Source organism: Streptomyces sp. NPDC043738 (genome assembly GCF_056436545.1).
Window position 1 is genome coordinate 38,286 of sequence record NZ_JBWKCJ010000013.1, and the last position, 22,199, is coordinate 60,484.

At 68.5% G+C, this 22,199-nt stretch carries 18 protein-coding genes and 1 pseudogene; 11 read left to right on the forward strand and 8 right to left on the reverse strand.

Annotation, left to right across the window (positions count from 1 at the left end):
* Nucleotides 1-10: 10 nt before the first annotated feature.
* The 4 genes from AC0680_RS18670 to AC0680_RS18685 are packed head-to-tail and all read right to left on the reverse strand — an operon-like array spanning nt 11 to nt 4,555.
* Nucleotides 11-952, reverse strand: coding sequence for an NAD-dependent epimerase/dehydratase family protein (locus AC0680_RS18670; protein ID WP_478629825.1), 942 nt, complete (start codon nt 950-952; stop codon nt 11-13).
* Entirely contained in the window at nt 949-2,094 is a 1,146-nt protein-coding gene (locus AC0680_RS18675; RefSeq protein ID WP_478629828.1) for a PLP-dependent aminotransferase family protein, read from the reverse strand. Before AC0680_RS18675 ends, AC0680_RS18670 begins: the two co-directional genes overlap by 4 nt.
* 46 nt (nt 2,095-2,140) lie before the next feature.
* A complete protein-coding gene (locus AC0680_RS18680; protein ID WP_478629831.1) occupies nt 2,141-3,295 on the reverse strand; it encodes a glycosyltransferase family protein in 1,155 nt (384 codons plus the stop codon).
* A gap of 21 nt (nt 3,296-3,316) precedes the next feature.
* Entirely contained in the window at nt 3,317-4,555 is a 1,239-nt protein-coding gene (locus AC0680_RS18685) for a PLP-dependent aminotransferase family protein (RefSeq protein WP_478629833.1), read from the reverse strand.
* Nucleotides 4,556-5,170: 615 nt separating this feature from the next.
* On the opposite strand from AC0680_RS18685, the gene AC0680_RS18690 reads away from it, so the two are divergent.
* The 8 genes from AC0680_RS18690 (at nt 5,171) to AC0680_RS18725 (ending at nt 14,723) form a co-directional block, all read left to right on the forward strand.
* Nucleotides 5,171-5,434 carry a nucleoside triphosphate pyrophosphohydrolase family protein gene (locus tag AC0680_RS18690; RefSeq protein WP_478629835.1) on the forward strand — a complete coding sequence of 88 codons (264 nt, stop codon included), beginning with the start codon at nt 5,171-5,173 and terminating at the stop codon, nt 5,432-5,434.
* Nucleotides 5,435-5,534: 100 nt separating this feature from the next.
* Entirely contained in the window at nt 5,535-5,765 is a 231-nt protein-coding gene (locus tag AC0680_RS18695) for a hypothetical protein (RefSeq protein ID WP_478629838.1), read from the forward strand.
* Nucleotides 5,762-8,044: a xanthine dehydrogenase family protein molybdopterin-binding subunit gene (locus AC0680_RS18700; RefSeq protein ID WP_478629840.1), complete on the forward strand. Its 2,283-nt coding sequence runs from the start codon at nt 5,762-5,764 to the stop codon at nt 8,042-8,044. The genes AC0680_RS18695 and AC0680_RS18700 overlap by 4 nt, the downstream gene beginning before the upstream one ends.
* Before the next feature lie 238 nt (nt 8,045-8,282).
* The gene (locus AC0680_RS18705) at nt 8,283-8,918 is read left to right on the forward strand and encodes an FkbM family methyltransferase (RefSeq protein WP_478629843.1); all 636 of its coding nucleotides are present in this window, start codon (nt 8,283-8,285) and stop codon (nt 8,916-8,918) included.
* 216 nt (nt 8,919-9,134) lie between these two features.
* Nucleotides 9,135-9,641, forward strand: coding sequence for a (2Fe-2S)-binding protein (locus AC0680_RS18710; RefSeq protein ID WP_478629845.1), 507 nt, complete (start codon nt 9,135-9,137; stop codon nt 9,639-9,641).
* 221 nt (nt 9,642-9,862) lie between these two features.
* Nucleotides 9,863-10,735: an FAD binding domain-containing protein gene (locus tag AC0680_RS18715; protein ID WP_478629848.1), complete on the forward strand. Its 873-nt coding sequence runs from the start codon at nt 9,863-9,865 to the stop codon at nt 10,733-10,735.
* Nucleotides 10,735-12,765, forward strand: coding sequence for an ABC transporter ATP-binding protein (locus AC0680_RS18720; RefSeq protein ID WP_478629851.1), 2,031 nt, complete (start codon nt 10,735-10,737; stop codon nt 12,763-12,765). The genes AC0680_RS18715 and AC0680_RS18720 overlap by 1 nt, the downstream gene beginning before the upstream one ends.
* Entirely contained in the window at nt 12,762-14,723 is a 1,962-nt protein-coding gene (locus AC0680_RS18725; protein ID WP_478629854.1) for an ABC transporter ATP-binding protein, read from the forward strand. Before AC0680_RS18720 ends, AC0680_RS18725 begins: the two co-directional genes overlap by 4 nt.
* A gap of 68 nt (nt 14,724-14,791) precedes the next feature.
* Here the strand turns inward: AC0680_RS18725 and AC0680_RS18730 are convergent.
* The 4 genes and pseudogenes from AC0680_RS18730 to AC0680_RS18745 form a co-directional block, all read right to left on the reverse strand.
* Nucleotides 14,792-15,106 (reverse strand): annotated as a pseudogene (locus AC0680_RS18730) (IS5/IS1182 family transposase); the annotation flags it as partial.
* Nucleotides 15,107-15,207: 101 nt separating this feature from the next.
* Nucleotides 15,208-16,122: an aminoglycoside phosphotransferase family protein gene (locus AC0680_RS18735; RefSeq protein WP_478629856.1), complete on the reverse strand. Its 915-nt coding sequence runs from the start codon at nt 16,120-16,122 to the stop codon at nt 15,208-15,210.
* 66 nt (nt 16,123-16,188) lie between these two features.
* Nucleotides 16,189-17,154 (reverse strand): dTDP-glucose 4,6-dehydratase, encoded by a 966-nt coding sequence (rfbB, locus tag AC0680_RS18740; protein WP_478629859.1) that lies wholly within the window; start codon nt 17,152-17,154, stop codon nt 16,189-16,191.
* Complete coding sequence (locus tag AC0680_RS18745; protein ID WP_478629862.1) at nt 17,139-18,209, reverse strand: glucose-1-phosphate thymidylyltransferase; 1,071 nt, start codon at nt 18,207-18,209, stop codon at nt 17,139-17,141. Before AC0680_RS18745 ends, rfbB begins: the two co-directional genes overlap by 16 nt.
* Nucleotides 18,210-18,911: 702 nt before the next feature.
* Between AC0680_RS18745 and AC0680_RS18750 the strand changes: the two genes are divergently transcribed.
* From AC0680_RS18750 to AC0680_RS18760, 3 genes are all read left to right on the forward strand, one after another.
* Complete coding sequence (locus AC0680_RS18750; protein ID WP_478629864.1) at nt 18,912-19,181, forward strand: hypothetical protein; 270 nt, start codon at nt 18,912-18,914, stop codon at nt 19,179-19,181.
* 3 nt (nt 19,182-19,184) lie between these two features.
* Nucleotides 19,185-19,964 (forward strand): class I SAM-dependent methyltransferase, encoded by a 780-nt coding sequence (locus AC0680_RS18755; protein ID WP_478629867.1) that lies wholly within the window; start codon nt 19,185-19,187, stop codon nt 19,962-19,964.
* A gap of 261 nt (nt 19,965-20,225) precedes the next feature.
* Nucleotides 20,226-22,163: a KedN5 family methylcobalamin-dependent radical SAM C-methyltransferase gene (locus AC0680_RS18760; RefSeq protein WP_478629868.1), complete on the forward strand. Its 1,938-nt coding sequence runs from the start codon at nt 20,226-20,228 to the stop codon at nt 22,161-22,163.
* Nucleotides 22,164-22,199 lie beyond the last annotated feature (36 nt).

A 22,199-nucleotide genomic window follows, 5' to 3' on the forward strand; every position in this document is an offset into this window, starting at 1 on the left:
CGACGAAATGTCACAGAGTTTGGAGGGCGCCGTCGGCCGCGATTTCGCGGGCCATCAGATCGATGCCGGCATCGAGGCTGCGCGGTTCGAAATCGATGAGGGTCCGGAGCACCGACAGATCGACTGCGAGGTTGCCGGTGTCGGTGTGCGCGTCGGGACCCGGAGTGGTCACGATCGGGCAACCCGTGGCAGTGCTGACCGCGTCGAGCACATCGACGATGGCTCTGCCCGTGCCGGTGCCGACGTTGACCGTTCCGGGGAAGTCTCGGCCGGATGCGAGAAGGTCGAGCGTCGCCGTAACGAAATCGTCGACGTGGATGAAGTCTCTGGTCTGCCGCCCGTCGCCGTGGAGCGTGAAAGGACTCCTGGTCAGGGCACTCCAGAATGCCGCCGACACCACACCTTGCCCTCGCGACTGCGGCAGGAGACGGCCGTACACATTCACGCAGCGCAGAGAATGGGTGGATAAGCCGTGCACTCTTCGGTAGTACTCCATGTACTCTTCGCCCATCCGTCGCGACATCCCATAGGGAGAGGTGGGTTCCCCGGGGTCCGACTCGCGCTTCAGCTCGTCGGCGGGCGAGTACACGGCACCGGCGGACGACAGGAAGACGATCCTTGTGCTGGGGCTGAGCGAGCGAACCGTCTCGCAGAGCTCGATCACCAGCGAGAGCGTCCCGATGGCGTCGGCCGCGGGTGCCGACTTCGAGGGCAACGGAAACCGGCCGCCAGCGGCGATGACGATCGCGTCCACGCTCTGGTCCAGGGTCTGCGGCAGACAGTCGGCGCCCTCGCCGGAGAGCACACGGATCTCGCCCGGCCCGGGATCCGCGTCCCGGGTGGCGAAGGGGTCGGAACGACTGATCACGGTGGCGCTCCAGCCACGGCGCGCCGCGCCCACGGCCAGTGCGTTGCCCAGGAACCCCGCACCTATCAGCGTGATCCGTGTCATCGTGCGGCCTCCATGTCGGTCCGTGCGCCACCGCGGTCCAACAGCAGTTCCTCCAGCCGCCGCACGACCGATTCCTCGCCGTCGGCGCTGAGCGCCCGCGGGTCGACCTCGAGTTGGCCAAGGTGCAGCTTGAAGTCCCGGAGATAGATGGACGGAGTGCCTGCCGTCATCTCCGCGGCGAGGGTGGCGGCGCTCCGCCCGGCAGCGGCGGGGTCGACCGTCAGCAGGACGCGGTGGATCGTGCGCCCCGAGTCATCTTGGGCGGTGCGGGCGGAGATCCCGGGGAGTCTGTCCAGCCGGGCCGCAAGCTTGGTCATCCGCTCGAGTTGCTCCGCGGCACGCTGTTCCTCCGGGACGGCTGTGTACTCGCGGACGGCCTGGAGCAGCCCCAGCAGGTTCTCCTTGCCGACCTTCATGGGCCGGGCGATGCCGGAGTACTGCGCCCGGCATGCCGCGACCAGCTCGCTGCGCCCGCAGATGAACCCGGAGGTGGGCGCGCCCAGCATCTTGGGCCCGCTGTAGATCACCAGGTCGGCCCCGCTCGCCACCCAGCGCCGCAGATCCCCTTCGCCCGCGGCGTCCACGATCACGGGAACACCGTGCTCGCGGCCGATGGCGACCAGCTCGTCGAGCGGGACTCCCTTGCGGTGGACCGCATGGGTGCGGGAGGTGACGTACACCAGTGCCGCGGTCCTCCGAGTGACGGCGCCGGCGACGTGGCTACGCAGTGTCTCGTTCACGGCACCCACCTCGACGGCCCGGCCACCGCCCAGCGCGATCATCTGTGTGATGGGCGCACCCCCGTAGCTGATGGAGTGGCCCTTCTGCAGAACGATCTCGTTGGGCCGGTCACCGGGGTCGGGCAGACGCTGGACGCGTACGGTGTCCGTCCCCGCGACACAGGCGGCCACCGCGATCGCCATGCCGGCGGCCGCCCCGATGACCGGGCATGCGTCCTCGCTGCCGGTGACCTCGGCGAGGAAACTGCCCGCCGCCCGCCAGAACTGGTCCATGTCGACGTGGGACCGTGCGGCGTTCCCCATTGCCATGATGACGCCGTCGCTGAGCGTGCAGCCGCCCAGCGGGGTGGAGTTGGCCTGTGCGCTGACGATGGGTGAAACGCTGAGGTCCCGGTACTCCATAACGTGGCTCCCCGTTCGCTTGTCGACATTCGGGTGGGATTCCAACTCACTCACCGCGCAATTCCTTGTCCAGCCAGGTCATGAAGGCGGCCATGCTGTTCTCGTAGAGCCGCTCCATTCGCCGTGTGGGTCTGCCCACCGCGCCGGACTTCACCTGCTGCAGCGCGTCGGCCAGGCTCTTGGCACTGGGCTCGTGCAGGACGACTCCCAGGTTCTCGCGAGCGACCAGGTCGCCGGAGATCCCGTGGGGGTCGATGATCGTGGGTATGCCGTGCAACAAGGTGTCGCGCAGGCGCAACCGTGTGCCGGTCTCGTTCTCGGCGCCCGGTCTTGCGATGCATACGTACGCCTGGGCGGCCTTCACGTACTGGTCGCGTTCGGACAGTGCGAGAGGCTCCGTGTGCAGATGGACGCGGTCGCCGAGATGGAGGTCGTCGATCGCCCCGCGGACCTCGGCGATGGTGGATCGGGTGTCCTCGCTCGGCGCCGCGTGCAGAAAGGCGGCGCTGGCGTCCACGTCACGGTCACGGAGTATCGCCATGGCCTCCACCAACATGAGCGGCTCGAAGAAGGCCCAGATGCCGCCGGTCCACAGGAAGTCGGCCATGTGGACCGGCTCCGTGGCGTCCGCCGACTCCAGACCGCGCCGGCTGAACCCGACCGGCACGGTGCTGATCAGATGGTCCAGAGTCGAGGACCGCGCGATGTCGTCGGGCGTTGTCCGGCCGAACGCGCACAGCGTCGACAGGAGCGCCGCCCGCTCGACCTGGGAGCGGCAGAGGAAGTGGTGCGTCACCTGCAGCAGGCGTCGGTAGGTGCCAAGGAATCGCTGGTGCTCGCCCGTCGGGTCGGCACAGGCGAGCACCGACGGAAAGCTCATGTGCTCGATGGGCGCCCGGCATTCGCCGATGATCAGCTTGCGGTGGGCGACGGCGAGCTCGATCCGGCCCCGGTCCGGGGTGTCGAAGAACATGACGGCGTCGGCCGCCGCGATGGCCCGTGCCGCCTCCTCGCCCAGCGCCACCTCCTCCGCCGCACCGAGGTCGACGGTATCGGCGGCAGATCGTGTGATCACTCGCACCGTGTACCGCTCGCTGAGGGCTTGGGCGATCTCGGCGAGGCGCTGGCCGGCGCCGGCGATGGAGGTCTCGGACAGGGAGTACGCACCTGCGTCGACGACGACGATTGGTTGGTCGGTCATTGCTCTGCGAGCACCATCCAGTCAGGAGAACTCGACGAAATAGAAGGGAGGGCCGCACTGTTCGCGGACTCGCCGGTAGCCGCCGCCGTCGCGGCGGACGCCGGCCCGCGCGTTGCCGAACTCCTCGGCCAGCGAATGGACGGCGGCCTCTCGTCCCCCCATGAAGGTGAGCTCGTTGACCCCCAGGCGGAGCACCGGGCCGGGCAGGCCGGGGAGGTCCACCTGGACGTTGACCCGGATCCCGTGGTCGTAGAGGGACTCGGAGAAGCGGTCGGTCTGTTCCGCGTCCCCGATCTTCACCCAGACCTGGTGGGTGCTTGTAGCGTGGCCGTTCTCGTCCGCGGCGACGTCGAACCCGTCCGCTGCGAGCAGCTTGCTGAAGAGCCGCGCGTTTGCGATCACCTGTTCCGCGTAGGCCTGACCGAAGTGGCGGAACTCCGCGGCGGCGAGCCCCAGTGCGAGCGTCTCGGCGAAGTGGTGACTGCTGAGCATCGTGAACTGCGCGTCCTTCAGCCGCTGGTGGAGCTCGGGGCTCCGGGTGAACAGCACTCCCTTGTGCGGCCCAGGAAAGCTCTTGTGCGTGGAGCCGCCCATGGTGTCGGCGCCGGCGTCGAGCGGGTTGCCCAGGGCGGCGCCGAGGATCAGCCCCATCGTGTGGCTGCAGTCGACGTGCAGGAGCGTTCGCGGGGAGTGCGCCTTGATGAGGCCCGCGACGTGGGACACCTCCAGCTCGTGGCGGCTGTTCTGGAGGTCCAGATAGACCAGTTCGGGTTCGCGCTCGCGGAGGACCTGCCCGAGCCGTTGCTCGTCGACCCGGCCGCGAACGACGGGAACGGTGGCCGACTCGAAGCCGAGCCGGCGCGCCATGTCGGCGGTGGCGTAATGCCCGCCGGATGCGGCGTCGATGGATACGACCGTTCCGCCCGGCTTCCCGCCGAGGCCCGCCATGGCCATCATCATGGCCGACAGCCCTGATATGGGTCGCTCGTTGACGTACGGAGCGCGACCGAGCCGGCTCAGGTGGCCGCGGGCCAGTTCCGTCTCGATCTCGGCGACCTCCTGGCCGCCCCGGAACTGCCAGAAACCCGGATCCAAAGCGTCGTTGAAGAAGTATCGGTTGTAGTAGTCGCTGCTGAGCGGCATTTGGGCCAGCGGCGACAGCTTGTTCTCGCTCGGCACGAGATTGACGGCGGCGGCTGCCTTCCTCTCGTGAGTACGGAATCGATCGACGACCTTGCGGAGCTCCCTGATGTCAGTCATCCCATGGTTCCCGAAAGTGCGCCTATTTGGGTCTTCGAAGTCAATTGGGGGGTACGCCTCTCGTCGGCTCCGGCAAGTGTTGGTACAGCGTTCCGGAGGCCTTGGTTGACTCGGTTGCGGAAGTCGAAGGCGTCACGCGCTTCGAGTTCGATGAGGAGGTGCTGCCCGCGGGCGGGTGGGCGTGGTCGGCTGTGTGCGTGGTGAGGCGGTGGTGGGCGGCAGAGCGTGGAGCGCTCGGGGCCCAGGTGTGTACGGCGGACGGCCAGGGCGGTCCGGCCGCGCGGGATTGCAGACCCGCCCATTTACCGGGGCGACTCGTGAGCGCCTGATTGTGTACGCCGCATTTGACGGACGGGCGTTTTTCGTGCAATCCGCAGTCTGCTGGGGTGCATGACCACACGTCTACCGACTCTTCGTCATTGGCGGATCGGCCCGGCCCGCCCCGGTCGACGGGGTCGGGCCCTCGCCTCCCGCAACCGGCACGTTGCCGAGACGACTTCAGCGACCCGGCTGATGTCCCGTGGCCGAAGGGCCAACTAGGCACGGCGACGGCTGAACGGGACTATTGGATCGAATTCCAATGAGTGGAGCGCGCTCGTCCTCTGGGAGAAATGCATGGACCTAAGTTCGCTGCAACGACTCGTCTGGGACAACAAGGTACTGAAGGGCTACAACACCACCGACGTGCCACTGGAGTTCTGCATGCTCCAGGAAAAGGCGTCCGCGGCCTTCACCGCGTGGCGGAAGGGGAAAGGGACCCTTGGGGAGGAACTGGCCGATGTCGTGCTCTACGTGACGAGCATCGCCGAGATGACCGGTCTCGACCTGCAGCACGAGGTCAAGGAGAAGGTCGACAAGAACGCGGCACGTCCCGACTGAGAGCCGTGGGAGCTGAGAAGGGAGGGGCATGGCCGGTAGCGCAACGCGCCTACTGTCCTTCGGCGAGACAGCCGATCGTTACGAAGGCTGTCGGCCTGGCGTGCCGACAGCGGCCCTGGACCGGCTCCTCCCGGACGGCTGCGAGACGGTGGTCGACCTCGCCGCCGGCACCGGTGCGTTCGCGCTGCCGCCCGAGGCCGGGCGCGCCGTGGACGAGCAGGTGGCCGGGTATGTGCACGCCGAGCTGGACCTGTCGGGGGAGTGGACCATCGAGTCGCCGATGGCGTGCCGCTGTCTGGTCACCACCACGACCCCGGGCGCCGCCGCATGAGCGTATTCGGCACCCGGGTGAACCGGGTGGAGGACCCGCGGCTGCTCACCTCGGGCGGCGTCTACGTCGACGACCTGCGGGTACCCGAGCTCATGGGGGCGGCGTACGTGACCTTTGTACGTTCCCCGGTCGCGCATGCGCTCATCACCGGCATCGACACCTCCCGGGCGGAAGCCCACCCTGGCGTGGTGGCCGTCTACACGGCCGCGGATTTGACCGACCTCCCCGCACCGCAGCCCTTCCGGCAGTCGGAGTACGGCGGCGGGTGCTTCGCCGAGCCTCTGCTCGCCGGGGAGAAGGTCCGGTTCGTGGGCGAGCCGGTCGCGGTCGTGCTCACCGCCGCGCAGTACGACGGGCAGGATGTCGCGGAGCTCGTCGACGTGCACTACGAGCAGCTCCCCGCCGTCGTGGGCCACGCTCAGGCGATGCTCGACGACACCCTCCTGTTCGAGGAGGCCGGGACCAACGTCGCCGACCAGCGGGACCGCGATACCTATGACGACGCCGTCTTCGCCGATGCGGACGTGGTCGTCGAGCGAGAGATCGTGAACCACCGCGTGGCCTGTGTCCCGATGGAGTGCCGTGCCACTGCGGCGGCCTTCGACGGCACGCGGCTCACCGTCTGGCACAGCAGCCAGAACGCCCAGCGCTGCCGGAGCACCCTGGCCGCGTCCCTGGGCATCTCGCCCGACGCGATCCGGGTGATCGTCCCTGATGTTGGCGGTGGTTTCGGCGCGAAGATCGGCATCGACCGGGACGCCATCGTCGTCGCCTGGGCCGCGTGGAAGTCGAGAACCGCGGTGCGGTGGGCGGAGAGCCGCGCCGAGAACCTCGTCGCCATGACTCAGGGCCGTGCCCAGCTGAACCGTGTCAAGCTCGGCGGCACTCGTGACGGCACGATCACGGCGTACCGCCTCGACGTCGTCCAGGACGCGGGTGCCTACCCGCGCACCAGCACCCTCGCCCCCGTGACCTGCACGATGGCGCCCGGTGTGTACGACATCCCGCACGTGCAGACCGGTTTCCGCGTCGTCGTCACGAACGCGACCCCCGTCAACAAGTACCGCGGTGCGGGCCGGCCGGAGGCCACGGCCGCCGTCGAGCGAGCGGTGGACCTGTTCGCCGCCGAGATCGGCATGGATCCGGCCGAGGTCCGCCGCCGCAACGTCATCGCCGCGGACGCGTTCCCGTTCCGCACCAGGACGGGGGCCCGCTATGACTCCGGTGCGTACGAGGCGGCCCTCGACAAGGTCCTCCGTGCCGCCGACTACCCCCGGCTCAGGGCCGAGCAGGCCGCCCGCAGGGACAACGGGTGCGTGAACGTGCTCGGCATCGGTATCTGCGTCTACGTGGAGATGACCGGTGGCGGTGGTGAGACCGCCAAGGTGATCGTGGACGGCAAGGGACGGGCCACGGTCCTGACCGGTAGCTCGGCGCAGGGGCAGGGGCACCACACCGCCTGGGCGTTGCTGGTCGAGGCCGAGCTTGGTATCCCGATGGACCTGATCACCGTTGTGCACGGCGACACCGACCTCATCCCGAAGGCCGTCGGCACCTACTCGAGCCGGTCGCTGCAGCTCGGCGGGTCCGCGGTCGTCAAGGCCGCCTCCGAGGTCAGGAACCAGGCCCGGCGACACGCCGCCGACCTCCTCGAGGCCCGTATGTCCGACGTCACTCTCGACACCGGTACGGGTACTTGGCACACGGCAGGCAGCCCCGGCCGATCCCTGACCTGGGCCCAGCTGGTCGAGCACGCCGAGATGGAGATCAGCGCCGACGTCGAGTTCGACTCGGATCAGCCGACGTTTCCGTTCGGTGCGCACCTCTCGGTCGTCGAGGTCGACACCGAGACGGGGATGACCTCGCTGCTCCGCCACGTCACCGTGGACGACGCGGGACCGGTCCTCGCCCCGGTCCTCGCCGAAGGCCAGCGCCACGGCGGCATCGCGCAAGGGATCGGCCAGGCGTTGTTCGAGGAAGTGCGCTACGCCGAAGACGGCAACCCGCTCAACGCGACGCTCGCGGACTACGGGGCCGTCGCCGCCTCCGATCTGCCTGACTTCGAACTGGAAGCCGGCGAGACCCCCACGGACGTGAATCTCCTAGGCGTCAAGGGAATCGGTGAAGCGGGGACGATCGGTTCCACTCCCGCGGTGCAGAACGCGGTCGTCGACGCGCTCGCTCACCTCGGTGTCCGACACATCGACATGCCGATGACGCCGAGTCGCGTCTGGGCTGCGATCAGGGAAGCGGGCGATGAGCGCCGGTCTCAGCGTTGAACGGCGACCAGATCACTGGCGGGCAGGAGGCGCCGCAGCGTGGCCCGGCCCGTCGGCCGCGAGGTCGGCTTCCCGCCCGGCAGCCCCACGGGCAGTACCGAACCCCACCAATCCGCCTGCCGAGAGCGAGGCTGTCGTGATACGTCCAGCACCACGCGGTGTACAGGATCTCCCCCCGCACACCGAGAACTTGATGACTTCTCAGGAAAGGCGACGCATTCTTCTCCAGGACATCGATGTGGTCATCGACGGCGGTGCGAATGGCGGCCAGTACGCGAAGTGGACGCGCCAATGTGGTTTTCGCGGGGAGATATTCTCGTTCGAGCCGGCGTCCGCGACTTTCGGCGTACTGTCCGAAGCCGCCCGGTCGGACGACGACTGGCACTGCCACAACGTGGCACTCGGGCCGGAGGACGGCGAAGTCCTGTTGCACCTAACGCGTACGTCGCTCGGCTCGTCCCTCTTCCGGCGGACTGAGCTGCACTCCCGGGTGTGGCCCGACGACGTCGAGGCCGGTACGGAGCTGGTCCCGATGCGATCGCTCCGCTCGCTCTGGGATGAACTGGGCTGCGACGGGCGCCGGGTGTACCTGAAACTGGATGTGGAGGGCGCCGAACTGTCCGTCCTGGAGGGTGCGGGTCCGGTCCTCGACCGCATCGCACTGCTCGAACTCGAACTGTCGTTGGTCGACATGCACCATGACGCGCCGACGTTCCGCGAGGTGTTGAACTTCCTGAGCGAACGGGGCTTCTCGGCGGTCGCCCTGGAGCAGAACCACAGCGGCGACAACGCGACCGGTCAGATGCTGATGATCGACGGCATCTTTCGGGCTCCGAGCGCCGGACCCCACGGCGACAGGTCGGACCGGCGGTGACGGGGCCGGCGGCGGTGGGTATGTGCACGGCGCGGTGACCTTGACGTGCAGGGCGAGGTCGGCAGCGGGAGCCGCCGGGACGGGGAGTCGGAAATCCGGGGCCGGCATCGGTGCCGCCACGGGAGTCGATGCCGTAGCGCTCCGAGAATGGGGAGTGGTCGTTCCGTGCACGTCAAACCTCGTCGGCGGTACTCGTCCTACCTCGAGGGAGATCACATGAACCGCATCTCGGTGCACGTGGACGGCACGACATACGAGCACGAGGTGGAACCCAGGCTCCTCCTTGTCCACTACCTGCGGGACAGGCTGGGCCTGACCGGAACCTCGGCCGGCTGCGACACCGGAAACTGCGGGGCATGCACCGTCGACCTCGACGGGGTGAGCGTCAAGAGCTGCTCGGTCCTGGCGGTGCAGGCGGACGGCGGTCAGGTGACCACCATCCAAGGGCTCGCGCGGGACGGCGAGTGGCATCCGCTGCAGCGGACGTTCCACGAGCAGCATGCCCTGCAGTGCGGCTACTGCACTCCCGGAATGATCATGGCGGCCCGCGATCTGCTGCGGCACAACCCCGATCCCAGCCCCGAGGAGGTCCGGCGCGCGCTGAAGGGCAACCTCTGCCGTTGCACCGGCTACCAGAACATCGTCAAGGCCGTACTCGCTGCGGCTGCCGGGCAGGGAGCCGCGGAGGAGCCGACCACGCGTGGTGACGAGGCGTGGGCATGACCACCATGGAGCCCACCATCCCGGGCGAGATCGGCACGGCACGGTTCCGCCGGGCGCACGCCAGGAGCGACCACATCGACGTCGCCCCGGCGCTGAAGCAGTCGGGCGTCCCCACTGCACCCCGAGCCGTCACGAGCAGCAGGGATGAGGACCGTCATCGCCCCGTTCGCGTCCCCCGGACCTTCCGCACGACCGGAGGCCCAGTTGAAAGGTAGGGCAGCATGATCCCCGCGGCATTCGACTACGCATGCCCGGAGAGCGTTGGGCAGGCCGTCCGTATGCTGGCCCAGAGCGGCGAGGAGGCGAAGGTGCTGGCCGGCGGTCAGAGTCTGCTGCCGATGCTGCGACTGCGACGTGCCTCTCCGAAGTTGCTGGTCGACATCAACCGGGTGCCGCAGCTTCGCGGCGTCCAGGAGGAGGGAGACTCGCTCGTCATCGGCGCCATGACCACCCACCACGACGTCATCCACGACGAGCTGGTGCAACGCCACGCCCCGCTGCTGGCCACCGCGACGGAGACGGTCGGCGACCCCGCCGTTCGCCACCGTGGCACCCTTGGTGGCTCCGTCACCCACGCCGACCCGGCCGGCGACCTGCCGCCGGTGGTACTGGCGCTGAACGGCGAGCTGGTGGCGGAGGGCCCGCGCGGGCGGCGCACCATCTCGGCCGCCGAGTTCTTCGTCGATGACCTGACGACCGCGCTGGAGCCCGACGAACTGCTCGTCGAGGTCCGGGTGCCCAAGCTGGGGGAGGGGGGCTGGGGCTTCCGCTATGAGAAGTTCCACCTCTCCGCGCAGGCCCCCACGCTGGTCGGGGTGGCCGTGGCGGTACGCCGCGAGAGCGCCGGCATCGCCGAGGCGCGTATCGCGCTGACCAACATGGGCGTCACTCCGCTGCGGGCGTCCACCGCCGAGGCGGCCCTGGTCGGTGCGGACGCCACTGCGGAGGCCGTGGGGCGGGCCGTCGAGGCGGTGACTGAGGGCACCTCGCCGACGTCGTCGGACCCGGACCGCTCGCCCGAGTACCGGGCCCACCTTGCCAGGGTGTTGACGCGCCGCGCCGTCCTCGCCGCAGCCGGAACGGAGTGCTACTGATGATCGATACGCCCGGCGCGGCGGCGCCTCCCGAGCCCTCCTCGTCCCAACGATCCGCCATCCGGGCCCTGTTGAGGCTGTGGCCGTTCGTCCGGCCGGTGCGTGGGCGGCTGTTCACCTCGGTGTTCGTCGCGTTGCTCGCCTCCTGCACCGGGCTGGTCATCCCCCTGGTGCTCAAATGGATGGTGGACGGACCCGTCGCGGAGGGCGATCCGGACGGTGTCTGGCTGGGCGGCGCCTACCTGCTGGTGCTCGGGGTTGCCGAGGCCGGGCTGTCCGGGCTGCGGCGCTGGCTGGTGGCGCGCCCGCTGGCCGGGGTCGAGGCGTCGCTGCGCGACGCCCTGTACCAGCGCGTACAGCGGCTTCCGATGTCCTTCCACGACCACTGGTCATCGGGCCAGCTGCTCTCCCGAGGCACGACCGACCTCAACCTGATCCGGATGTTCCTGACCTTCCCGCTGGCGTACCTGGCGGTGAACGGCATGACCATCCTCATCGGCTTTGTGATCCTGCTGGAGCAGCGCTGGACACTGGGGCTGGTGCTGCTCACTCCGGTGCTGCCGCTGGTGGTGCTGTGTTCCGTCTTCGAGACGCGGTATCTCGTCGCCTCGCGCCGGGCCCAGGACCAAGTGGGCGATCTGACCACGGTGGTGGAGGAGTCGGTCCTCGGAATACGGATCGTCAAGGGCTTCGGCCGCCACCGCAGCCAGGCCCGCGCCTTCGCCTCGCTGGCCCGGCAGGTGCGTACGAGCGAGCTGCGCAAAGCGCGGCTGATGGCCGCGATCTGGGCGGTCATGACCGTGCTCCCGGAGCTCGCCATTGGCGCGGCGCTGGTGCTCGGCACGGTGCAGGTGGCCGAGGGCGGGCTCTCGCCGGGCACGCTGGTCGCTTTTTTGTCCACGGTGCTGACGCTGCGCTGGCCGACGGAGTCGATCGGCTTCCTGCTGGCGATGAGCAACGAAGCGGCCACGGCCACCGAGCGCTACTTCGAGGTGATGGACGAGCGCACGGAGCGGGAAGGAGCGGCGGCGGTCACGGCGGCAAGAGCCGTGCCCGGGGCGCCGCAGGCGGCTGCCGGAGCGCCGGCGACGGCAGCAGAGGCAGGAGTGGCAACGGACCGGGCGACGCGCGGCGCGGGCGAGGCACGCGGCGCGGCGGTCGAGGGGAAGGCGCCCGGGGCGGGCGGCGGAACGAGGCCCGGCGAGCTGGCCTTCGAGGGCGTGGAGTTCCGCTACCCGGACGCATCGCAGGACGCCCCGGCCACCCTGCGCGGCGTCGATCTGCGGGTCCGGCCCGGTGAGACCATGGCCCTGGTCGGCGTCACGGGCAGCGGCAAGACCACCCTCACCGCACTGGTCCCGCGGCTCTATGAGCCCACCGGCGGCCGGATTCTGCTCGACGGCCGGAACATCGCCTCGCTGACACGGGAGGAGCTGCGGACGCAGGTCAGCGTCGCCTTCGAGGAAGCGACGCTGTTCTCCGCGACGGTGGCCGAGAACATCCTGATGGGCGGGGAGGGGCTCACGGACACCGATCTGCTGCGCGCCCTGGAGGTCGCCCAGGCCGAGGAGTTCGTGTCCGCGCTTCCGCACGGACTGCGGACCCAGGTCGGCGAGCAGGGGCTGAGCCTGTCGGGCGGCCAGCGGCAGCGGCTGGCGCTGGCCCGCGCCGTCGTCGCACGGCCGCGCTATCTGATCCTGGACGATCCCCTCTCCGCGCTGGACATCCGGACCGAGGCCATGGTCGAAGAGGCGCTGCGACGCGTGCTGGCGCAGACCACCGCCCTGATCGTGGCGCACCGCCCGTCCACGGTCCTGCTCGCCGACCGGGTGGCCCTGCTCTCCGGGGGGCGGATCGCCGCGGTCGGCACCCATCACGAACTGCTGCGGGGCAGCGCCGAGTACGCGGCCCTGATGTCGGGCGGTCCAGAGGGTCCTGCACCTTCCCCGGCCGTCGGCACCGCGGCCGTGACAGCCGGCCCTGAGGCCCGTACCGGCACGCGAGGCGAGGAGAGGGACGGCATCGGATGACCACGAGCGCGACCACAGGACAGGCGGACGGGCGGGACGGCCCGCAGGGGTGTGGCACGGGCACCGGGCCGGCCGACACCGAAGCCGCCGCTGACGCCGCTACCGACCCAGCCTCCACCGACGCCAACCCCCTTGACACCGCCGCCCCGAACTCCGGGCCCGACGACCCCTTCGACCAGGACGCGCTCCCCGCGCCCAAGGGCGCCTCTCGAACCCTGTTGGGCTCCCTGCTGCGCCCACACTCCCGCCCAGTGTGGGTGGCGGCCCTGCTGGTCCTGTTACAGCAGGCGGCCGTGCAGGCGGGTCCGCTGCTGGTCGCGTTCGCCATCGACCGCGCCGTGCCCGCCCTCCGGCGCCACGACACGGGACCGCTGCTGGCCGTGGCGACGGCGTATCTGCTGTGCGCGGCGGCCGCCGGTGGCCTGCAGTACGGCTTCATCCAGCTTTCCGGGCGCCTCGGCCAGGACGTGCTGCTGGAGCTGCGTACCCGCATCTTCCGGCACTCGCAGGCCCTCAGCCTGGACTTCCACGAGCGCTACACCTCGGGCCGCCTGATCGCCCGGGCCACCGCCGACGTCGAGAACCTGCGCGCGCTGCTCAACAACGGCAACGGCCTGCAGGAGCTGATCGCCATAGCCCTGTCCACGGTCTACATCGGGGCGATGCTGCTGTACCTGGACTGGGGCCTGGGCGCCGCCGCGCTCGTCTCCACCCCACTGCTCGCCTACTTCGTGCGCTCCCTCCAACGGCGCTCGATGCGTGCCTACCGCAGAAAGTCCACGGCCACCGCTGCCGTCGTCGTGAAGTTCGCCGAAACCCTCAACGGCATCCGCCCGGTGCGAGCATTCCGCCGCGAACCGGCCAACGACGAGGCGTTCGCCGCGCTCAACAAGCGGCACGAACGTGTCAGCGGTGACGCGACCTTGGAGATGGCACGCTATGTGGCCTCCTCCCGTCTGGTCGCCAACACCGCGGTGGCCGTGCTGATGCTGTGGAGCGCCTACCGGGTGGCCACCGACGCCCTGGCACTGGGGGGGTTGGTCGGGGCGGCGCTGTATCTGCGGCGGCTGTACGACCCCATCGACCGGCTAGGGATGTTGCTCAACACCTACCAGGCGGCGGCCGCCTCCCTGGAGAAGGTCGCTGGACTGCTCGCCCAGCGCCCTGGGGTCCCCGAGGCGGAGGCGCCCGTCCCCCTGCCCCGGCCACGTGGCGCGGGCCCCGGCCGCGCGTTGGTCCTCGACTCCGTACGTTTCGCCTACCGCACTGGCGGCGAGGTTCTGCCGCGCTTCAGCCTGACGCTCGCGGCGGGCCGCACGGTGGCCGTCGTCGGCCCCACTGGCGCGGGGAAGTCCACCCTCGCCAAGCTGCTGGCCCGCTTCTACGACCCCACCAGCGGTCGGGTCCTCCTCGACGGCGTCGACCTGCGTGAGCTGTCCGGCGCGGATCTGCGCCGTGGCGTGGTCATGGTCACCCAGGAGGCGTTTCTGTTCTCCGGCACGGTCGCGGAGAACATCGCGATCGGCCGGCCGGACGCCACCCGGGAAGAGATCGAGCACGCCGCGAAGGCGATCGGCGCACACGACTTCATCACGGCACTGCCGGCCGGGTACGACACCGACGTACGCAAACGGGGCGGCCGGATCTCGGCGGGCCAGCGCCAGTTGGTCAGCCTCGCGCGCGCCCTGCTGGCCGACCCCGGCGTGCTGATCCTGGACGAGGCGACGAGCTCGCTCGACATCCCCGGCGAGCGGGCCGTGCAGCACGCCATGCGGACCGTGCTGCACGGGCGTACGGCGGTGGTCATCGCGCACCGTCTGTCCACGGTGGAGATCGCCGACCGGGTGTTGGTGATGGCCGACGGCCGTATCGTCGAGGACGGCACTCCTGCCGAACTCGTAGCCGGGCGTGGCCGCTTCGCCGAGCTGCACCAGGCGTGGCGGGACAGCCTGGCCTGACGGGGGCGGGTCTGGGACCCGCGAGTCGACGGGTCGGCTGGATCAAGGCCAACGGGAGATGCGGCCTCTTAGAGTTCCTGACGCCACGTGGGTCGCAGGCGGCGCCGGCAGATGAGTGCGCATGCAAGTCCCAGGAAGGCTTCGTGCACGAGCAGGCGGCGCCGGCAGTCATGGTCATAGCCGCGGTCTGCGTACAACTGGGCTGGGCAGCGGCGTGGTTGGGCGCACCTGCCACGGATCGGCGGGACGGCTTCCAGCAGGGGTTGAGCCGGGTGATGGTTGCCGCCCGACAGTGTGACGGCCCGGGGGATGCCGGTGGCCTCGCGGATCACGTGGTGCTTGGAGTCCGGTCGTCCTCGGCCGACCGGACTCCGGCCAGTTTTAGTCCGTCCTTGAGCGCCCTGCGTTGTTCCAGTTACTCACACCCGGCTAGCCGGCCCCCCCACCCGAAGGGAGACGGCTCAACACGTCGTGTGAGGAACCCTCAGGGGCGAGTCGCGGTGAGGCGTTGCAGGGCTGCGTCCGCCGGCGGTCCCCAAGTGGCCTTTCCGCCCGGGCGGCCATGGACTCCGTTGTCGCCAATGAGTAGGCATGCGAGTGCTTTGAGCAGTGCCCAGCCGCGAGCGCGGCGCAGGGTCGCGGCGTCAGCGGCCGGCGAGTAGCTCTGGTGGAATCGGTCGATTGCCCCATCCGGCAGAAGCAGCCAGCCGGCGGCCAGGTCACAGGCCGGGTCTCCCGCGCACAAGTCGCCAAAGTCGACCACGCCGCAGAAGTTGCCGTCTTTTGTCAGAATGTTGGCCGGATGCAAGTCTCCGTGCAGCCACACCAACGGACCTGTCCAGTCAGGCGCAGCCAGCGCGTCATTCCAGACCTCGCGAACGGCATCCGGGTTGGAAATCAACCCGAGGTTTATCGTCTCCTTCAGGAAATGCGCAAAGCCTTCGTCGGCGTCAGCCAGCGGACCACCTCGGTTCCGGCCACGAGGCGCGTCGTCGGGCGCGGGCTGATGCAGGGCTGTCAGGAAAGCCGCCAAGGTGTCGGCTGCCTCGACTCCGCGAGTCGCAGGGGCGCGGTCAGCAGGTTCACCGGCGACCCAGGTGGTAACTATCCAATGGCGCGGGAACCGCCCGGAAGGCTGCCCCAGACGCTGCGGAACAGGCACCTTCAAGGGAAGACGCGGCGCCAGGGCAGGCAGGAAGGTGTGCTCCTTCAGGAGCAGCTCGTCTGCGTCCTCAGTGGCCCAGGGCAGCCGGACCGCGAGCTCGTCACCAAGCCTCCACAACTGGTTGTCCCAGCCACGAGCACCGAACGTCAGCGGCAAGTCGGCCAGGTCGGGGTGCTGTTCGCGGAGTAACTCTGCAATCAGATCCGCATTGATCTCATTTTCAGTTTCCGTCACAGAAGCAACTATAGTGCTGTTGCGTAAGAGCGTGAACTGTCCACTTGCCCGGCAGTGGCGGGATACTCAGCACGGACCGGTCTTCTGCCACCACGTGACATTCTCGGCGTACCAACGGACGGTCTCGGCCAGCCCTTCCTCGAACGAGACCCGGGGCGCATAGCCAAGTGCCCGCAGTTTCCCGTCGGTCAGGGAATACCGTCGATCGTGACCGGGGCGGTCCGGCACCTTCTCCACCTTGTCCCAGCCCGCCCCGCAGGCGGCCAGGAGCCGATCCGTGAGCTCGACGTTGGTCAGCTCGTGGGTACCGGCGACGTGGTACACCTCGCCGGCCGATCCCCGCTCGGCGGCGACCTGGATGCCCCAGCAGTGGTCGGTGACGTGGATCCAGTCCCGCACGTTCCCGCCGTCCCCGTAGAGCGGCACCGTGCCCCCGGTGAGCAGCCGGGTCACGAACCGAGGTATGACCTTCTCCGGGTGTTGGTAGGGGCCGTAGTTGTTGCCGCACCGGGTGATGACCACGGGCAACCCGTGGGTGACGTGATAGGCGCGCGCGAGCAGGTCGCTGCTGGCCTTCGACGCGGCGTACGGCGAGTTGGGGGCCAGGGGCGCGGTCTCGTCCCAGGATCCCGAGCCGATGGAGCCGTAGACTTCGTCGGTGGAGACGTGCACGACGCGTCCGACCCCGGCGTCCAGACAGGCGTCGAAGAGCCTCTGCACACCGAGCACGTTGGTACGCACGAAGTCGGCGGCTCCCGCGATCGAGCGGTCCACATGGGATTCGGCCGCGAAGCTCACCACCACGTCGTGCCCTGGCACCACCCGCTCCAGCAGAGCGCGATCGCCGATGTCGCCGTGCACGAAGGTGAACCGCCCGTCCACCGGCGCCAGGTTCGCGAGGTTGCCCGCGTACGTGAGCAGGTCGAGTACGGTCACCTCGGCGCTCTGCCAGGCCGAGTAGGCACCGGAGAGCAGCTCGCGCACGTAGGCCGATCCGATGAAGCCGGCGCCGCCGGTTACGAGTACGCGCATATCTGCACCTTGCTGTGATCGCCGAGGACCAGACGATGTGCCCGTGGCGTCCGCGGCGCCGGGGTCACCTCCACCTCGTGGCCGATGAGGGATGCCTCGATGCGCCGCACTCCGCGGATGGCGGCCCCGCGCAGGACGACGGAGTACTCCAGTTCGCTGTCGATGATCTGGCAGTCCTCGGCAACCGAGGTGAACGGCCCCAGGTAGGAGTCCTTCACCACGCTGCGGGGTCCGACGACGGCCGGACCCACGATGCGCGAATTGTGCACCACGGCGCCGGGCGCCACCGTCACCCGGCCGATCACCTCCGAGTCACGCACCACACCAGCGAGGTCGGGCTCCATCGCCTCCAGGACGAGTCGGTTCACCTCTAGCATGTCGGCGACGTTGCCGGTGTCCTTCCAGTAGCCCTCGGTGATCGTCGTCGCCACCGGATGGCCGGCGTCGATCAGCCCGGAGATGGCCTGGCTGATCTCCAGCTCGCCCCGGTCCGACGGGGTCAGCTCCGCCACGATCGGGTGCACCGCGGCGGTGAACAGGAAGACCCCGACCAGCGCCAGATCGCTCTTGGGCTCCGCGGGCTTCTCCTCGAGGCCGATCAGCCGCCCCTCGGTGTCCAGCTCCGCGACGCCGAACGCACGTGGATCGGTGACCTTGGTCAGCATGATCTGGGCCGCGGGGCGCTCCCTGCGGAACCGCTCGACCAGCTCCGAGATGCCGCCGATCAGGAAGTTGTCCCCGAGGTACATGACGAAGTCCTCGTCGCCCAGGTACTCGTGGGCGATCAGCACCGCGTGCGCCAGGCCGAGCGGAGCTGCCTGGGGCAGGTAGGTGACGTCCAGGCCGAAGGCCGATCCGTCTCCGACGGCGCGCTGGATCTCCTGCGCGGTGTCACCCACCACGATGCCGACGTCGGTGATCCCGGCCTCGGCGATCGCCTCCAGGCCGTAGAAGAGGACGGGTTTGTTCGCCACCGGCACCAGTTGCTTGGCCGACGTGTGCGTGATCGGCCGTAGCCGGGTTCCGGAACCTCCGGCGAGGACCAAAGCTTTCACTTCATCTCTCCCTTTCCGCTTTCGCCGGCTGACGCCCAGTTCGGCACCGGCCGATGGTCCGGGCCCACGCCGCGCGTACCGAGGGAGTTTCGGGCGTCCTCGAAGGTGTGGTCCCGCACTGGCATGGCGACCAGCCGCCTCGGCCGGTCACGGTCTTCGACACCGCTGACGCGTGTTCGGGATCGGAATACTGGAACGCGGCGTCCGGCACCGCGACGGCGGCACCCTGCTCCCCGCGCCGCTCAAAAGACTGTGCGCTCACCGTCGTCGAAGTGTGGGGTGTTGGGGTTGCTACGGAACAGCTGGTTCGGGGCGGACGTGCCTTCAGATCGGTCAGCCGCCGGCAGTTCGCCTCAGTGTAGGACAGCCTTGCCCGATCGGGCTCGGAGTTGTGACCGCAATTGAAGATACCGGCCCGGCAGTTATTGCCTCGAAACTCCTGGCGTTCCCTCCTGCGGGGCACTGACCTGCAGCGACGCACCCCAGCCGGCCGGACCCACTTGAGTTTCCCATTAATAAGTGACATGCGCTCATTCTTGAGGTGATCAGTAAGAGTTGGGTCGGTCGACTGACCGCGGCGAGTTCCCCGTGGCTGAAGAGCCAATAGGCAGGACAACGCCGCAACGTGGAGTATTGATCTGGTGTTATCGGCCAACTCTTGGGCATTGAGCGGGCCGCCGAGACCGTTCCCTGTCGCCCTAGATGATACTGAACAAGCAAATTGGCTTCTGGGATGACAAGGCGGCGAAACGGTCCAATGGTAGTGATGTGCCGCTGCTGCTCTGCGCGCCCCAAGGAAAGGTGATGGTGGTCCTCGACGCATGTCGAAAAGCGAGTGAGGAAATCGGAGAGGGGGCAGCGGACGCCGTGCCCTACCTGATGGACCTCGCTGAGATGGCCGGCCTCGGCCGTCGACGTGAGGTTGATGTCACAAGACCGCCGAGAATGCTGCGCGTCTGGAATGAGGAGTGAAACGTGCCTCTTGAACACGCGACCAGAGGATTGTCGTTCGGCGAGATCGTCGATCGCTACGACCGTTTTCGACCTGGCCTGCCCAAGGCGGCTGTGGACTGGCTCGTCCCGGACGGCTGCGAGACGGTGGTCGACCTCGCTGCCGGCACTGGCGCGCTGACCCGAAGCCTGGTCGATCGCGTAGCCCACGTTGTCGCCGTTGAACCCGACCCACGGATGCGGGAGACCCTCGGCCGCAATTGCCCCGAGGCGAGGGTCCTGTCCGGAACCGGCGAGCAGATTCCGTTGCCCGACGGGCAGGCTGACGCGGTGCTGATCTCCATGGCCTGGCACTGGATGGATCCGCAACGGGCTGTCGCGGAGATCGCGCGAGTGCTCCGCAACCGTGGGACGTTCGGTGTGGCGTGGAACCACCGGGACCTCTCCGTTCCCTGGGTGGCCGAACTCGACAGCTTCACCCGTGCACTGCGTGCCGGCGCCGTTACTGGAGAGCCGGCGAGGTCCGATGCGGCGCCGACCAGGAAGGCCATGGATCCGCCGACCGGCTCGCTGTTCTCCGTACTTACCGAAATGCGCATGACCTGGTCGATGCCGGTCACCGCGGGAGAGCTTGTCGGGCTCCTGGGCACCGACGCCAGCGCGATTGCGTTGCCGGTCGATGCCCGTAGCGTCGTGGACGAGCAGGTGACCGCGTACGTACGCGACGAACTGGGTCTGTCTGGCGACCAGACGATCGATCTGCCGGTGGCGTGTCGGTGCCTGCGCGCCACGAAGAATGCCTGAGCGGCAGAGTTCCGGTAGCAGCGCCCCCGCGCCGAAGCGGTCCGCATCTTGCGCTTGAGCGTGGCCCCCGACATCGCTGCCCGCTATCCGGCCCGGATGTGTTGGCCCGGGCGCGGCGCGAACTCGCGGACCGGGTGATCCCGCACACCGGCAGCGTGGCCTTGTACGACTTCGCGCGCAGTGCAAACACAGAGGTCACCTGAGTGGCCGGCGGCTGACCGCGGAACATCTCATGGACTTCAGCTATGGAGGCAACTGCACATGCTCAAGATTGCCTTGGTGCAGCAGAGCGCCTGGGACCTTCCCGTCGATTCGATGCCCCTCGCGGCCGGCTATCTCAAAGCAGTGCTCGATGCCGATCCCGACATAAGCCGTGAAGTCGACGTACGCATACACAACATGCGCGGTGGATGGCCCGTGAACCAGATGACGCGAGCCATCTTCAGCGAGGAAGTCCCGGACGTGCTGGCGTTCTCCGTGGTGGGCTGGAACTATCGGAACTTCTCCCTTCTGGCGGACGTGCACAAGCAGTTGAAACCCGATGGATTCACCGTCTTCGGCGGAAATCACGTGAGCCACCAGGCCCAGAAGGTGTTCCGGGAATGCCCTGACGTGGACATCGTGGTGAACGGCGAGGGTGAGCTGACGTTCCGCGAACTGATCGCTGCCATCCTCGCCGATCGGCGCGCCCCCGCTCTCGGGGCCGTATCCGGAATCTCATTCCGCACTTCCGGCCAGGATTTCTCCACCACGGCCGACCGACCCAGGATCGATGACCTCGACATCATACCGTCGCCGTTCCTCACCGGAGCGATACCCCTGCTCGACCAGAAGGGCAAATTCCCATACGAGTTCGCCCTGATGGAAACCAATCGCGGCTGCCCATACCGCTGTTCCTTCTGCTACTGGGGTGGGGCGACCGGCCAGCGGGTGCGCTCCTTCTCCCGGGATCGGCTGGCCGCTGAACTGGACCTGTTCGGATACCATCAGGTCCCCACGGTGTTCTTGTGCGATGCGAACTTCGGGATGCTCGAAGCCGACGAGGAGTTCACCGAGGACTTACTGAAGATCCACGAGAAATATGGGTTTCCCACCTCACTCGAGGCCAACTGGGCCAAGAACAAGTCCCAGCGCTTCCACCGCATCGTGCGCACCCTGAAGCAGTACGGCTTCAAGAGTTCCTTCACGCTTGCCCTGCAGACCCTTTCCGACGAGGCGCTCACCGACATGCGGCGGCGCAACATGAAGCTCAACCAGTGGCAGGACCTCGCCGAATGGCTGGCCGCCGAGGGCATGGAGTCCTTCGTCGAGTTGATCTGGGGCGCCCCCGGTGAAACCGTCGAGTCATTCCTCGACGGTTACGATCGCATCGCTGAGAAGGTGCCCCGCATCGCCGTGTATCCGCTGCTCCTGCTGCCCAACACGGACTACAGCGAAAAGCGGGAGCTCCACGGCTTCGTCACCGTGCGCGGGGAGTCGGACGACTTCGAGTACGTGCTCGCCAGCCGCAGTGCCACCCTCGCCGAGAACTTCGCGATGCAGCGCTTCATGTTCCTGGCCCGCATCCTGGGTGAGAACCAGTACTTCAAGCGACTGTGGCACCCGGCCAGGCTGCTCGCCGGGATGACTCAGTCCCAGGTCATCCACTCGCTGCTGGAGTGGATCGACGCCTCCGACCATCCATCCGTTGTGGCGCTCCGTGAAGCGTTCCCCGTGCTTGCCGAGTCGCCGGCCGTCGCCGCCGGACATCGGATGCTGTACTCCGATCCGGAACTCGACGCCGAGGTCGAGCGCTGGTGGAACGAACGGGTTGTCCCGCGCTTTCCTCCCGCCTGGGTCGAATTCGGGCCTCACCTGTATCGCTTCGAACGCCTCTCCCGCCCCATCTACCAGCCGCCGGGGGCGAGCGCGCCTGACGGCTGGCGCATGGACGAGGGCGGCGACACCTATGTGAGCCAGGACCCGGCGACATTTCCGTTCGACGTCATCGCTGCCTATGAGCGGCTCGCCGCAGGTGTGTTGACGCCTCCCGAGCCGGACCCCACGGCGTACGAATTCCACTCCCGTAGTGGCTTCTACCTCCACCTCGACAACCACGAGACCGGAGCGCACTACTTCGCGACGGCCACACCACTGGCACCGGTCACCCCGGCCCCCGCACCATCAAACTCCCTGGATCTTGTATGGGAGACCTCCTAACCACCTGACAGCCTCACGCAATCCCAGCCGCCCCGC